The organism is Candidatus Ancaeobacter aquaticus, from assembly GCA_030765405.1.
In the GTDB taxonomy this organism is placed as follows: Bacteria; Auribacterota; Ancaeobacteria; order Ancaeobacterales; family Ancaeobacteraceae; genus Ancaeobacter; species Ancaeobacter aquaticus.
Genome location: JAVCCP010000030.1, coordinates 14,027 through 28,269, shown reverse-complemented (window position 1 = coordinate 28,269; position 14,243 = coordinate 14,027). Strand labels below are relative to the sequence as shown.

Annotated in this window: 16 protein-coding genes and 1 tRNA gene; all 17 read right to left on the bottom strand. The window is 37.7% G+C overall.

Annotated features, from left to right (window positions below):
• Positions 1-343: 343 nt before the first annotated feature.
• On the bottom strand, positions 344-652 hold the full coding sequence (locus P9M13_03570) for a ferritin family protein (protein MDP8262363.1): 309 nt from the start codon (positions 650-652) through the stop codon (positions 344-346).
• Between the two features lie 105 nt (positions 653-757).
• A complete protein-coding gene (locus tag P9M13_03565) occupies positions 758-1,078 on the bottom strand; it encodes a DsrE family protein (protein MDP8262362.1) in 321 nt (106 codons plus the stop codon).
• Positions 1,079-1,092: 14 nt separating this feature from the next.
• Positions 1,093-1,407 (bottom strand): cupin domain-containing protein, encoded by a 315-nt coding sequence (locus tag P9M13_03560; GenBank protein MDP8262361.1) that lies wholly within the window; start codon positions 1,405-1,407, stop codon positions 1,093-1,095.
• 90 nt (positions 1,408-1,497) lie between these two features.
• A complete protein-coding gene (locus P9M13_03555; protein ID MDP8262360.1) occupies positions 1,498-2,034 on the bottom strand; it encodes a dihydrofolate reductase family protein in 537 nt (178 codons plus the stop codon).
• Between the two features lie 66 nt (positions 2,035-2,100).
• A complete protein-coding gene (locus P9M13_03550; protein ID MDP8262359.1) occupies positions 2,101-5,199 on the bottom strand; it encodes a CusA/CzcA family heavy metal efflux RND transporter in 3,099 nt (1,032 codons plus the stop codon).
• A gap of 17 nt (positions 5,200-5,216) precedes the next feature.
• On the bottom strand, positions 5,217-6,200 hold the full coding sequence (locus P9M13_03545; protein MDP8262358.1) for an efflux RND transporter periplasmic adaptor subunit: 984 nt from the start codon (positions 6,198-6,200) through the stop codon (positions 5,217-5,219).
• Complete coding sequence (locus tag P9M13_03540) at positions 6,197-7,438, bottom strand: TolC family protein (protein ID MDP8262357.1); 1,242 nt, start codon at positions 7,436-7,438, stop codon at positions 6,197-6,199. Before P9M13_03540 ends, P9M13_03545 begins: the two co-directional genes overlap by 4 nt.
• Positions 7,439-7,679: 241 nt before the next feature.
• A complete protein-coding gene (locus P9M13_03535; GenBank protein MDP8262356.1) occupies positions 7,680-7,946 on the bottom strand; it encodes a Nif11-like leader peptide family natural product precursor in 267 nt (88 codons plus the stop codon).
• Between the two features lie 74 nt (positions 7,947-8,020).
• Positions 8,021-8,110 (bottom strand) — tRNA-Ser (locus tag P9M13_03530).
• Between the two features lie 31 nt (positions 8,111-8,141).
• On the bottom strand, positions 8,142-8,981 hold the full coding sequence (locus P9M13_03525; protein MDP8262355.1) for an MBL fold metallo-hydrolase: 840 nt from the start codon (positions 8,979-8,981) through the stop codon (positions 8,142-8,144).
• A 166-nt stretch (positions 8,982-9,147) separates the two neighbouring features.
• On the bottom strand, positions 9,148-9,315 hold the full coding sequence (locus tag P9M13_03520; GenBank protein MDP8262354.1) for a PLDc N-terminal domain-containing protein: 168 nt from the start codon (positions 9,313-9,315) through the stop codon (positions 9,148-9,150).
• Positions 9,316-9,334: 19 nt separating this feature from the next.
• Complete coding sequence (locus P9M13_03515; protein ID MDP8262353.1) at positions 9,335-10,939, bottom strand: VWA domain-containing protein; 1,605 nt, start codon at positions 10,937-10,939, stop codon at positions 9,335-9,337.
• Positions 10,940-11,002: 63 nt separating this feature from the next.
• Positions 11,003-12,043, bottom strand: a complete 1,041-nt coding sequence (locus tag P9M13_03510; protein MDP8262352.1) for an agmatine deiminase family protein — start codon at positions 12,041-12,043, stop codon at positions 11,003-11,005.
• Between the two features lie 8 nt (positions 12,044-12,051).
• The gene (locus tag P9M13_03505; protein MDP8262351.1) at positions 12,052-12,960 is read right to left on the bottom strand and encodes a carbon-nitrogen hydrolase; all 909 of its coding nucleotides are present in this window, start codon (positions 12,958-12,960) and stop codon (positions 12,052-12,054) included.
• A gap of 58 nt (positions 12,961-13,018) precedes the next feature.
• Positions 13,019-13,489: a hypothetical protein gene (locus tag P9M13_03500; protein ID MDP8262350.1), complete on the bottom strand. Its 471-nt coding sequence runs from the start codon at positions 13,487-13,489 to the stop codon at positions 13,019-13,021.
• Between the two features lie 27 nt (positions 13,490-13,516).
• Entirely contained in the window at positions 13,517-13,720 is a 204-nt protein-coding gene (locus P9M13_03495; GenBank protein MDP8262349.1) for a hypothetical protein, read from the bottom strand.
• Positions 13,721-13,737: 17 nt separating this feature from the next.
• Complete coding sequence (locus P9M13_03490; protein MDP8262348.1) at positions 13,738-14,220, bottom strand: nucleoside deaminase; 483 nt, start codon at positions 14,218-14,220, stop codon at positions 13,738-13,740.
• Between the last annotated feature and the right edge of the window lie 23 nt (positions 14,221-14,243).

Here is a 14,243-nt window from a genome sequence, read left to right as displayed (position 1 = left end):
TCGCATAATTCGTTGCCTTACTATGCGCTGAGTTCTGTACCGACCTGCTGGTTAGGCTTTAGTCGGGCTGGTTTTCCAGCTTGCTTACATTAGCTTTCTTGGCGCACGGGACAGAACACTTAATTCTCTCTCTTTTTTGGCCCAGGTTTCTTACACCCAAACGTTCTTCCTTCAACTTTTTCAATAAATGGTAGCTAAATGGTAGCAGCTACCATTTATACATTTATCTTTATAATCTTCAGGAAACTTAATAGGCCCTTGAGTTGTATCCGCCTCAAATGAAGGGGCTATTTCACCGATAACCGGCATATGAACTCTTTCATAAATATTTTCTTCTATAACTTCATCCTTTTTTATTTTTTGCTATTTCTTCTTCAACTTCTTCGGCTCCTTCATCGTAAAACTTTTGTTCATCAGGAGATAATTCTTTCAATAACCGCAAAAATTCTCCAGCATGAACTCGTTCTTCATCAGCAATATCTTTCAACACTTCCTGCGCAAGCTTGTTGTCGGTGGATTCCGCAAGTTGCATATAGAGTTGAATCGCTTCGTATTCTGCGGCAATCATAAAACGGATTGCACGGATCAATTCATCTTCACTTATTTTTTTATCTTTTGTTAACCCCGCAAAAGGTGATCCAAATTCTGGCATAATATCCTCCTTTTAATTAGTAATTTCTGTCATTGGGTTAAATGGTTGCTGCAACCATTTATATTAGGTAAACCAATTAATACTTCGCCACTCTACTGCCTACATCTAAAAAGTAACGATTTTATCGCTTTCCTTAACGATTTCGTACATATCCTTCATTGTCGAAATAGGGCATATTTCAGAACTTTCCTGTTCTCTCGACTTTATACAGCTACCACAAGCATATATCTTACCGCCTGCCTGCATAAGCTTTTCCGCTTGTTCAACAGTGTTAAACGTATTAGTGCTAACTTTCTGATACTCAACACCCTTGCCCATGAAAAATACTTTAACTTCATCGTCTTGCCCGAGAGCAAAATTGCCATACCGTAAAGCGTTCCAGCAAGTTTCACCATCATTACTCGCAATAATAATTCCTATTTTCATTATACCGTTTCCTTTCACATTTCTGTCGGATTAGGCGTCTTAAACACCAAAAACGTGGCATCATCATTACCACTATTTCTAACCGTCATCGGCGTTTGATATGCAACCGGTAACAAATCGCCTTCTTTAACCTTACTATCCGTACCATCAAGATTAACCGTTAAATCTCCTCTCATAACCAGTAAATGCACATTTGAATTAGCGTTATGCGGTGGCACGACCTGCCCGGGTTTTACCGCTATTTGCATAACGAGAAGGTGTTTTTCATCAACAACCTTGCGTCTACCCATTCTATCTTCATTATAGGGAATATTTTCCAATACGTTCATATTACTTCCTCCTCTTATTTCAGTTTATTTGCTAGATGGTTACAGTTTTCATACACCGCCCCGGTGTATCGGGGCGGTGAGAATACCGCATCAAATCTTTCGGTCTCTTGAATAACAACTTTTCACAAGCATATTATTCAATACTTCTGTTTTCGTATGTTTGAATTTTAAGTTCTGATCAATATCACCAAATAAAGGAATCCCTTTTCCAAGAAGAATTGGAATTCTGGTAATAATTAGTTCGTCTATCAAATCCTCTTTCAAAAAACTCTGTATTACTTTTCCACCATCAATATATAAATTTCTATATCCCTGCTGATTCAACTTTCTCACCACATCCGTTACATTGCCCGTGATAATTTCTGCTTTACCTGTAAGATTTTCAGGAATCTCTGTGAGGCTATTGCTTAATACAAATACATGTTTAGTATAAGACCATTCACCAAACGTTAAAACTTTCTCAAAAGTATTACGCCCCATCACTAAAGCATCAACCCTATCAATAAAATCGGCATACCCGTAATCGCTTTTGTCAGGATTAGGAATTTCCATCAGCCAATCTAATCCGCCATCACTTGTAGCGATAAATCCGTCAAGGCTTGTCGCTATGTATACATAATTTGACATTTACCAATCCTCTTAACTACAAATAAATAGGGACAGTCTCTATTTATTCTAATTGTTTCCTATCTACTACTCGCGAAGCGATGTCTTACTCTCCATCCATTCATATAGGCACGGTAAAACTATAAGTGTCAAAAACCATGACGAAATAAGTCCTCCTAAAACAACGATCGCTAAAGGCTTTTGTATCTCTGCTCCTGAACCTGTTGCCCATAATAATGGTATTAATCCAAATATAGTTGTTAGAGTAGTTAAGAGTAAAGGTCTCAAGCGCAATTCACATCCTTTACGGATAGCTTCATTCAACTCTAATCCTTTTTTTCTTAACTGTGAAAAGAATGTTACTAAAACAATACCGTTTTCAACCGCGATACCAAAAAGAGCAATAAAGCCCACCACCGCAGATACACTTAAAGTCACTTTCAAGAGAAGAACTAAAAATATCCCTCCTACTAAAGCAAAAGGTAGATTTAATATTACTAACAGTGCCGGACGAACAGAACCAAACGCAGTAAAAAGCATGACAAATATCATTAAGATAACCACAGGCACGACAACAGAAAGTGTTTTCATTGCTCTTTCCTGATTTTCAAATTGTCCTCCCCAGTTTATGAAATAATTTGGTGGAAGATTTTTCTCAATCTTGTCAATTTTTGTTCTTGCCTCACGTACAAAGCTCCCTATGTCTCTACCTCTCACATTACATTCAACGACAATGCGTCGCATATTTGCTTCACGGCTGATCTGCGCGGGTACTTCGTTAATATGTATCTTTGCAAGTTGGGCTAAAGGAATATTCTGCCCAATAGGTGCAGGTATTAAAATATTTCCTATTGCCTTCTCATCTCTTCGGCTTTCGATTGGATATCTTACAAAAATATTAAATCTCCTGTCATTTTCGTACACTATCCCGGCAGTTTTTCCGCCAACGGCTTTTTCTACAATCTCATTAATATCATCGACATTTATACCGTATCGGGCAACGGCGTTACGGTCGATATCTATATCTAATTGTAAAAAGCCTGAAATCTGTTCTACCTTTACATCTTTTGCGCCATCAATACCGGCGACAATGTGTTCTATTTCTTCAGCTTCTTCTTTAAGGATATTGAGATCATATCCGAATACTTTAATCGCTACATCAGACTTAATACCGGATATCAGCTCGTTCACCCTCAAAGCTATGGGTTGGGTAAAATTGAGTTTTAATCCAGGTATCACACTTAACTTGTCGCTAATGCGTTCTATTAATTCCATTTTGTTTTTTGCTTTCCAGTGTGATCGCGGTTTAAGCATGATAAAAATATCATTCTGTTCCGGACCCATAGGATCTTCAGCGATTTCAGCTGTACCGGTTTTTGTTACCACCGTCTTTACTTCAGGAAATGTTAATAAGTTCTGTTCGATTATTGTGCCTATTCTTTTTGATTCTTCAAGTGAAGCGGTAGGATACTTTACAACGTTCATTGCGATAGCACCTTCATCAAGATAAGGAAGAAACTCTGAGCCCACATATCTAAAACCAATAATAGAAGCAATTAATGCAAGAGCAGCTATTGAGACCGTTGTCACTTTATGTCTTAATGCCACATCTAATAAAGCGAGATATATTTTTCTTATAACACGCATTCCAGAATGTACTTTTTTTGTTGTACGTCTCTGCTTTATAAGTAAAGAACAAAGTACCGGGGTAATCGTGAGTGAAACAAAGAGAGCACCTATCATCGCAAACATTATTGTTAGTGCAAGCGGCTTAAACATCTTGCCTTCTATCGACTGTAAACTGAACAAAGGCACAAAAACCAAAATAATGATCAGTATAGAAAATAATACCGGTCGGGCGACTTCTTTAACTGACTCAATACATACGGTGATTTTATCTTTTCCTGAATCTTCCTCTGATAAATGCCGGTAAATGTTTTCCCCGACAACAATATTTGCATCGACGATCATACCGATCGCGATAGCTAATCCTCCTAAAGACATAAGATTTGCTGACACACCGGTATATCGCATAAGGATAAAACAAATAAGAGCAGTCAAAGGTATCGACAAACACACTATTGCGCTTAAGCGCAAATTACCAATAAAAAGAAACAACACAAGGATAACTAAAAATCCTCCCTGTAAAAGCGCTTTTGATATCGTGCCTACACAAGACTCAATGAGTTCCATACGATCATAAAACACATCAAGTGTTACCCCCTTAGGAAGTCTTTTTTGAATTTCATATATTTTTGATTTGACCCTATCAACAACTGATCGCGCATTAGAATCTTTGAGCATGATTACCATACCGCATACCGTTTCACCTTTTGCGTCACGGGTAACTACACCCTGTCGGACCTCATGCCCGATCTGTATATCAGCTATGTCTTTGAGATATATAGGAACATGTTCTCTTGTGGTGATAACAATATTGCCAATACTTGTAATGTTTTCTTCGACATTATCAGAGTTGATGAGGCCTTCACTTCTGGTAACGATTTGCTCTCCACCTTTTACAATAAAGTTTGCGGGAGCACTCGCATTATTATTTTGGAGTGATTCATATACCTCGTTAACACTTATCTGATATTTGAGTAATCTTTTGGGATCAACGACAACCTGATACTGTTTAACAAACCCTCCAAAAGAATTAATCTCAGTTACTCCCGGAACAGAACGAAGCTGTGGTTTTATTACCCAGTCCTGAATGGTGCGTAGTTCCGTTAGATCTACTGACGCATCATCGGTTTTTAATGTGTATTGTAATATTTCTCCCAGCCCTGTGCTCACCGGTCCCAGTTCGGGTTCATATCCTACAGGTAAGTTTTTCTTTGCGTTAGATAATCTCTCAAAAATAAGTTGGCGAGCAAAATATATATCTACACTATCTTCAAAGACGATGACAACCTGGCTTAATCCATATTTAGAGAGAGATCGTATCAGCTTCACATTCGGTAATCCGTTCATCTCTATTTCTATCGGGTATGTGATTAGCCTCTCGACTTCTGCCGGTGCCAGACCTTCAGCATTGGTAAGTACCATAACCTGAACATTCGTTACATCAGGAAAAGCATCTATCGGTATTTTGTACCAGGAATACACTCCCCAGACCAATAACCCTACTAAGCACATAATTACTAATAAGCGCTGTTTTAATACAAATTGAATAAATCTATCCACCTAAATATGATCCTTTATTATTCTGCGCATCCCGATCCGAGCTGCGATCGCAATGCCTCTGATTTAAGGAGAAAACCGCCATCAACAACAACAGCTTCGTTTTCGCTTATCCCTTTACCTATTGCTACTTCATTTTTCGTTTCATCGATTATCTCTATATCTCTTGTCTCAAACTTATTCTGTGCTGTTTTAACAAAAACTATTTTCTTATTCGCAAAAGAAAATACTGCTGATTTTGGTACGGTGAGATATGTATCGTCTGATTCAATTATGATATCGGCGGTAATGAACATACCTAATTTCAAGAGATACTCAGGATTTTTTACCAGTGCACGAACTTTTATTGTTCGTGTATTTTCATCTACTCTCGGAGAGATAAAAAGTATCTCTCCATCAAAAGTTTTCTCCGGATACGCTATTGATTGAGCAATAACTTTCTGCCCTAATTTTATTTGAGCAATATCCTTTTCATATACATTCAATATTGCCCATAGCTTTGATAGATCGGCAATTGCATGTACAGAAGAAATCTTATCTACTTTATCTCCGGGACTGGAAAAATCACCAACAACTACTCCAGATACAGGCGCCTTCACTTCCATCATCTTTCCATCAGGCCCTTTTTTCTTGATAGTACACACAACATCTCCTTTATTAACAAAAGAACCAATTTCAGCGTTGCATGTTATTATTTCTCCTGAACCTTCCGGTACTATGTTGTATATAAATTCAGTATCCTGAGCAATATGACCTATCACAGATACTTCATTTCGTATCTTCCTGCGCACTGCTTTACCTATTTTAACCCCGATCAGTTTCTGAACCTTCTCATCAAGTGATTGTTCATCTGATATACCTTTATGTTCACCGTGCTCATCCTCATGACCATGTTCATCATGAAGCTCATGCCCGCCCTTTTCTTGAGATAGATATTGATACGTTACAGCGCCACCAATAGCGAATGAAAATATAATAATTACGAATATTTTTAGTATCTTCATTTTAAATAGTTCTCCTCTCTAACCGATCTATACACTATCTTTTCTAACTTGGTTATAGCATTATTAAAGTCGAAAAGACCTTGATAGTATCTTGTTCTGGTTTGTGTTGCTGTTCGTACCTGATCAAGATAATTGATAAAATCTATTTCTCCTTCACCATATTTTAGATTTGCCAGTCGAAGGAGCTCATTGGCTTCTTCAATTGATTTTGTAAGTATCTCCAATTGCCTTTGAGACAATTCAGCGTCAAGAAACGCTTCATACACATTATATGCAATTATTTTTTTAAGACCATTTTTTCGTGCCTGCTGGATTTTCTTCTGCGCTTCAGCTTTCTTCACTTCTCCCTGATTCAGATCCCATAAAGGCACGGTCATACCTAAAATAATTGTATAGTCATTATCATAATCAGCCATCATTCTTTCAAAACCAACAAAAGGTGCCGGAAAACGGTTCAGGTGTTCCATTGCTACTTTTTTATCTTTCGAATCTAAAATGAGTTGTTCCTTTTTAAGGTACGGGTTTCTTGAAAAAGCCATTTCTTGCAATTCTTTCAGGTTAAGCGTTAGCTTATCAGCTTCAAGTTCTTCTTCTATAAGAATAGGCTCTGTAAGTGATCTTCCCATGAGTACATTTAATTTTGCTTTATCTGTTTTAATTGCTTTTTCGACAAAGAGATATTCTGTTTCAGCTGTAAGCGTTTCGATTTTTGCTCTTTGAACATCATTTTTAAGTGCTGAGCCTGACTTATAGCGAAGTTGCACCTTACTAAAAAACTGTCTCAGAATAATGAGATTTTCCAGAGCTAATTCTTCTCTTTTTTTATCAAGTATCAATTTAGTGTATGCTTCTCTCACTTCAACATATATTGCACTCCATACTGATTTTAACCCTTCTTCTTCGATCAGAATATCGTTTGATGCTACCATGTTTTTAAGCCAGTAAACACCTATAGGATCAAAATCTTGTGACACATCAAATTTATCAAGGTTTACGATGCGCTGGCCATGTTCCTTTTTGAGACCGCCGATATCAAAACTTATTTCAGGATCAGAAAGAGCCATGGTTGATATCTTATCGCCTTTTGAGGAAAGAATAGATTCTCTTGCTTCAATCATGCGGGGATTATCTTTATATGCTGTCATGAGCGCTGTATCTAATGTAAGCACCCTCTCTGCATGCGCAGTTGTTGAGAGAAAGAGGAGAAGAAAAAGAAAAGGTATTACTGTTTTTTTCATATTAAACATTGTTTAACCTTTCCTGTGCAATAAAACGGTTTTATTTTATACACCGCGGGCGTTGTAGTGTTACTCCACGTAGGTGGCACAAAGTGACTCCTACGCGGTGGAACACGGTTATCACCCCCACCCACCCCGACATATCGGGTCGGTGAAAAGACTACTTCCAATCTAAAAATCGCTGTACGATTTCCGGAATTAAATAGGGACAGTCTCTATTTTTTATTGTATTTCAGAGCCCTTACTTAACCCACCAAGGACTAAATTCGCGAGCCAGCCAACTTGTCTCAAACTTATCATAAGCTCGTCTTGCTTCCAACCATTTGTCAATAGTCCAATTGGGGAGTTCGGAGGTAACAGTTTTGTATTCCTCCTCTGTAAACTCTAATCCTGCTTCTTTAGCAATTTTCAAGCGTTCTTCTTTTGTTTTTGCTTCATTCAACTGATTGCAGAACTCTCGGTCTGACTTAAATTTTTGAATATATGCTCTGGCATTTTCTACTGACATAATAAACCTCCTTTGTTATTTTTTAAGCACTCATTCAATTCACATTGCTTCGCTTGTGACTTTTACAGTCTCAGTGGCGGAGAGGGGGGGATTCGAACCCCCGGATCATTTCTGATCACACGCTTTCCAAGCGTGCGCACTAAGCCAGGCTATGCGACCTCTCCAATAATAAATATTTGTGCCCTTGATAACATATTAACTATATTCAATAGACAGCCCAACGCCAACTTCTTTTAAATTTGCCACCTTTGACAAAGCGATTTTTGAATTTAAGTCTACACAATGACAAGGATGCAGCTCTTTCGATTTTAACTTTTGAAAATAATCGACGGTACATTTCAATTGTTCTTGAGAAGGCTGCATTAAATGAAATCCACCAATAACGTCAACAACACTATTCTCATCACAAACCTTTTTGGCATATTCTACAATATTACAAATCCCAGAATGAGAACAACCCGTAATAACTATCAATCCTTCACTCCCCTTATAGGCCAATGCTGTATCATCTAATAGAAAATCATCTTTTATTCCATCCTTGGAATGAACTTTTCCAATAGGTACTTTGTTTTCAAAATTGTTTGATCTTTCTATTTCACCAAGAAAAACTAATTTATCCGACAACCAAAAAGGTTCCTTTGTTAAATTCATCTCAAAGTGTTGATCAAGCTTGCATTTAGAAATTGTACAGCCGATTTCATTTAAACCATCTACAGTCTTTGTTTCGAATACATTTGGATGAGCTATTAAGGTTGGATTCGTAAAGGGTACTGATTCAATTTTTGCTTCAGTATACATTTTTAAAAGTGGATCAAGCCCCCACGTATGATCTAAATGTCCATGAGAAAGAACAAGATAATCGCTTTGCAGTAAATTTAAATTCAGCTTTTTAGCATTGATAATAAAGGCGTTAGAGTAACCAACATCAAATAATACTTGTCTATTTCCGTCTTGAATTAAATACGATACCCCTGGTTCTCCAAGAAGGTACCTATCTATTAATGTATTGTTGTCGATTAATATTGTTATCTTCATAAATGTCACTTAATAATTAAGGGGACAGGATACTTAATTATAGCTACCAAAAAAGATAGTTTCCCCGTGTTATTCTCAGTAAAGCTTTCAGATCACAGCGCACTAAGCCAGACTATGCGACCTCTCCATATCTTCGATATTTTTTCTTACTCTTCGATATTATTTATTATTTCTGTTTTCCAAGCAAAAAGTAAAGAATCATACCAACAACAGGAAGAAGTATGATTAAGATGATCCAAAGGATCTTCTTCCCTTTGGGTAGAGAGCCTTTTATACAATCTACGATTGCAACTATATCAAGAACCAATACTAAAAGACCAAATAATGTTTTCATACTGCCTCCTTTGCTTTTTTTATTGAACTAACACTGAATAATTTTCTGGTTTACCCTGGAAATCTTTTGGATATACACCTACCTTATCGCTTGCACCGCGAGAACCATGATTATCACTTGAGTTAAGCGAGAAATAAATCTCGTCGTTATCTTCTACGTCAACACTCAATACTATGGAAGACGGTTCTGAGGGGTTCCATGCTATGATAGCTGCATCCGCTTTCATTTCAACCCAATCTTCATCAAATATCTTGAGACTATATGTCATATTGATCACATCATTATTTGCCTGGTACCATGGTTTTTTTACTACTGCACTTATCATAAGCTTTTCAATACCTTCGGAAACCGGTATCTTATAATATCGTGATTCTGTAAGATATATGTCCCCCATAACAAAATCATTTACCTTTATTTCTGATGCGCTCTCAAAGTTCACGCCGCCCTTATCTTCCGCTTCTGGATACTTTTTAAAAGCTACAGGGTTTGGTTTTTCAGGAGCTTTACCCTTTACTTTAAGTTTCAACGTATACTGAGAAGGTGCCGGTACACTATCTTCCGGATATAATTTTATCGGTGCACCTTTCCAATCATGGTTCTTTGATGCCGCGCACGCTATATACACCCACCCGTCCTTATCTGCTTTCCAGGTCGCTTTAAAGGTAACAACGTCGTCCGGATTACCTTCAACATCCTTGCTTTCAAACGCGACTTCATTAAGATCATTATCAAATAATTTCACGGCAAATGTCTGATGAATAACATTGTTCGACGCGCCATACGGTGTTTTCTTAACGATCATAGATGTTTTAATAGTCTGATCCTTATAGACTTTTGCTTTATAAAACTTCGCTTCTTGCATTGCTAAAGTGCCCTTATAATCACCTTTTTCAATTTCAGGGGCGTTTGCTATCCATAATGTTGGTGTTACATCTTTACCTGACGCTTCATACCCCTCAAAAGAACGATTCTTGATTTCTTCCAATGATTTTTTTAGTTGATCAGCATCTTTTGCGTCAAAATATTTACCGCCTGTAGCCGCGGCTATCCCTTTAAGCTGGGCCTTAGCTTTTTCATCGACAACAAATCCGATCGTATAGATCTTTACATTAAAACCTTGAGCAATAAGTTTCTTTGCGACCGCGATAGGATCACCGCCACATGTTTCAATACCGTCACTGACCAGAACCATACTATTTTTATCACTCTTACCTTTTTTAAAATCCTGTGCCGCAAGTTCAAGTGAATGAGCTATCGGGGTATATCCTGCCGCGTTTGTTGAAGCGATTTTTTGTTTTAATAGATTTGCGTCAATCGGACTAATAGGCACCACCAGAACAGAATCAAGACATGCTGCTTTTTTCTCCTGCTTTCCGTCAAAGTTCGCACCATATATTCTTAATCCGACATTGGTATCTTTTGTCTCGGAATAAATATTATCGATAAGATTACTCATTATCGTTTTTGCCGCGTCTATTTTTTTCTGCCCGTCAGGGAGTGTTTCATTCATGCTGTTCGATGCATCAAGGATATATTCAATATAGACATTTTTATCCGCATAACATTGACTGCATACTGAGAAAACAAATGCGATAAGCATAAGTATTGATAACTTGATTTTCATCTCTCCTCCATTTTCATAGTTAGTGATCACTACCATTTCTAACAAACAATAATAGATACCACTCTATTTTGGTATTTGCTGTGTTAAGCAGTGAAACGCTCCAAAACCTAAAACAACATCTGATGCAGGTAACCCCACAACTTTTCTATCAGGAAAATATCTTCTTAATATTTCAAGTACTGTTTTATCATGTTTACAATCAAACATCGGTACTATTACCGCGGCATTCGCGATATAAAAGTTTGCGTAGCTTGCCGGCATTTGTTTTCCGTCGGCAATAATGGAATCAGGCATTGGCAAGGTAACAATACTAAATGGTTTTCCCTCACAATCAGTGTAGGTGATTAATCTCTCGAGATTATCTTTGAGGGGTTCGAAATTTATATCGTTTTCATCTTTTTCTATGACCGTTACAATGGTGTTCTCATTCACAAACCGTGATATATCATCTATGTGACCGTCCGTATCATCACCTTCAATACCTTCACCGAGCCATAAGACTTTTTTCACACCGAAATAATTTTGCAGGACTTTTTCAATATCTTCTCGGCTCAAATCCATGTTTCTGTTCGGATTAAGCAGGCACGATTCAGTTGTAAGCAAAACTCCGTTTCCATTAACATCTATTGATCCACCTTCAAAAACCAGTTTACTATCAAATGATTTCAGTTTGAATGTATCAGCCATCTTTTTCGCTATCTTTGCATCTTTTTTATATGGATATTTCTCGCCCCATGAATTAAATTTCCATACTGTTGCGGCAAGTTCTCCTCGTTCTACATTCTTTACAAATATTGCTCCGTGATCACGACACCATGCATCATCAGTAGGAAAAAGATGTATATGCACATTTTTCGTTACCTTATTGTCAGCAAGCCTTTTCTCAAGATCTTTTTTCATCTCTTCGTCATTAACGTTAACGTGTACCTGCTCACCTTCAGCAATGATCTTTATCATTTCACAATAGGTGTTTCTCACACTATCAAGTTTATCAAAAAATGTTTCCGGTGCATGCGGATATGAAAGCCACGTACCATAATGTGGTTCCCACTCTGCTGGCATTGTATATCCAAGCTGTACGGGATGTTTGCTATTATTGCTCATGCACTGGCCTACTTACCTTTCTTTTCTATGAATCGCTTCACTATATCGCTATAGCTATCTATTCTTCGGTCACGTAAAAATGGCCACATGACACGCGTTGTCTTAACATTGGTAAGATCAAGTGTCGCGGTAACAATTTCTTCTTTGTCACATGACGCTTTTTCGAGTATCTCGCCTGATGTTCCCGCTACAAAACTCTGCCCCCAAAACTCTATTCCTTCTTTACCGTCAGGACTTTTTTCAAAACCTACTCTGTTCGTTGCGGCTACATAGCATCCGTTTGCGATCGCATGAGACCTTTGTATTGTTTCCCACGCATTATGCTGCTGAAATCCATACTCTTTCTTATCACATGGAAGCCACCCTATTGCTGTAGGGTAAAAGATAATTTCAGCGCCATTAAGCGCTGTTAACCGTGCAGCTTCCGGATACCATTGATCCCAGCATATCAATACACCTATATCGGCATACTTTGTCTTAAATACTTTGTAGCCCAAATCACCCGGAGCAAAATAAAATTTTTCATAATAATGCGGATCATCAGGAATATGCATTTTACGATATTTACCAAGATATTTTCCGTCTGCATCAACAACAAACGCTGTGTTGTGATAAACCCCTTCTGCCCTCTTTTCAAATACACTTGAAACAATCACTACATTGTATCGTGATGCAATATCGCCCAATTCCTGCACCATGGGACTTTTTTCATCTACCGCTATAGCACAATCAAAGTTTGCGATATCTTCTGTCTGACAAAAGTATATCGATTGGAACAGTTCTTGTAGACAAATTATCTGTGCGCCTTTTTCAGCTGCTGCTACAATAAGTTTCTTAGCTTTATCTAAATTAGATGCCGTATTATCTTTGCACGACATCTGCACAAGACCGACAGTTACATTTCTTTTATTATCCATATATAGCCTTATCTTTACAGTACTTATACATCATTTCGCCGTATCTATCAATTGCTTTTTATGCGCTCATAACATCGAGCTCGTCCTGTAAATTTTTTGGGAGATCCGGGGGTGCTTTTTCTGGTCTATATTTCCATCCTGCTTCTTTACAGAGGTCATGATCTATTCGCAACCATTCATCGGCAATAAAATATCCGTCTAGATCAATTGTTCCTCTGATTGGTAACGGTTCCTGAGATAGTTGCGGTTGGACAATAAATCGTTTATATGTTGGTGCAAGCCCCTGATCAGTTAACGCAGCAAATGCTTCATAAATATAATCACAGTCTAGGAGCGGTCCATATATCGCAATACAAAAATCATTTTCACGCCCATGCAAGGTATTGTTTGTATCGCCTTCTTTGATAATGGTATTGGTGATCTTTTTTTGATCGATATGTTTCATGAATATTCGCCACGCCTGATATCCGTAGTATCCACCGCCAAGCGCTTCAATATCAAAGACTATACCTATTCCCGGCATATCCATTGTGTATTATCTCTGTATTCTTTTAAATTATTCGTCGTTAGAATGTACTTTTATAAGCATGCTGATAAGGCAATAAAAACAAAAGCATAACAACCCGGCTGACGTCATGATAAGGCCCGGCAACACATCATCTCTCATTTGTTGAACAACAATACCGCTTACAGTTAAAATAAAACCAAAAAACCAGGGACATCCGGTATAAACAAACTTTTCATAACGTGATAATTGCATCCGTTACTCCTTTCACTTTAATACACTTTACGATTTTCCTCAGAGTGCCATTTTTGAAATACTGTAATGTTTTTTTCTCTTAATACACCACTCACAATTTCTACACCCGAGTTACCAATTTTTTTCATTTCTGTGTTTTCGATTTCAAGCTCGTTAAAACCAAATTCTTTTGCATCAGCGATACTTGCTCCAAAAACAATTTTTGATATACGTGCCCAGTGTATCGCACTAAAACACATAGGACAAGGCTCACAGGTAGAATATATTGTGCATCCATCTAGGGTAACAGAATTCAGTTCTTTGCATGCTACTTGTATAGCGTGGATCTCAGCATGTGCGGTAATATCGGTTTGATCCCAGACCACATTATGTTCACAACTAATAACCGTATCACCTTTAACAATACAAGCCCCAAACGGAGACTGCCCTTTTTCTATTCCAGCAAGTGCTATCTCTATTGCCAGTGCCATATATTTTTCGTCACGACTCGTCTCGTTCATACATAACGTCTTTCTATTATTTT

Bases quoted from the DNA above. Each gene is read 5' to 3' on its own strand.
- P9M13_03570 (MDP8262363.1), bottom strand. From the start codon at position 652: ATGCCAGAATTTGGATCACCTTTTGCGGGGTTAACAAAAGATAAAAAA.
- P9M13_03565 (MDP8262362.1), bottom strand. From the start codon at position 1,078: ATGAAAATAGGAATTATTATTGCGAGTAATGATGGTGAAACTTGCTGG.
- P9M13_03560 (MDP8262361.1), bottom strand. From the start codon at position 1,407: ATGAACGTATTGGAAAATATTCCCTATAATGAAGATAGAATGGGTAGA.
- P9M13_03555 (MDP8262360.1), bottom strand. From the start codon at position 2,034: ATGTCAAATTATGTATACATAGCGACAAGCCTTGACGGATTTATCGCT.
- P9M13_03545 (MDP8262358.1), bottom strand. From the start codon at position 6,200: ATGAAGATACTAAAAATATTCGTAATTATTATATTTTCATTCGCTATT.
- P9M13_03540 (MDP8262357.1), bottom strand. From the start codon at position 7,438: ATGAAAAAAACAGTAATACCTTTTCTTTTTCTTCTCCTCTTTCTCTCA.
- P9M13_03535 (MDP8262356.1), bottom strand. From the start codon at position 7,946: ATGTCAGTAGAAAATGCCAGAGCATATATTCAAAAATTTAAGTCAGAC.
- P9M13_03525 (MDP8262355.1), bottom strand. From the start codon at position 8,981: ATGAAGATAACAATATTAATCGACAACAATACATTAATAGATAGGTAC.
- P9M13_03520 (MDP8262354.1), bottom strand. From the start codon at position 9,315: ATGAAAACATTATTTGGTCTTTTAGTATTGGTTCTTGATATAGTTGCA.
- P9M13_03515 (MDP8262353.1), bottom strand. From the start codon at position 10,939: ATGAAAATCAAGTTATCAATACTTATGCTTATCGCATTTGTTTTCTCA.
- P9M13_03510 (MDP8262352.1), bottom strand. From the start codon at position 12,043: ATGAGCAATAATAGCAAACATCCCGTACAGCTTGGATATACAATGCCA.
- P9M13_03505 (MDP8262351.1), bottom strand. From the start codon at position 12,960: ATGGATAATAAAAGAAATGTAACTGTCGGTCTTGTGCAGATGTCGTGC.
- P9M13_03500 (MDP8262350.1), bottom strand. From the start codon at position 13,489: ATGGATATGCCGGGAATAGGTATAGTCTTTGATATTGAAGCGCTTGGC.
- P9M13_03495 (MDP8262349.1), bottom strand. From the start codon at position 13,720: ATGCAATTATCACGTTATGAAAAGTTTGTTTATACCGGATGTCCCTGG.
- P9M13_03490 (MDP8262348.1), bottom strand. From the start codon at position 14,220: ATGAACGAGACGAGTCGTGACGAAAAATATATGGCACTGGCAATAGAG.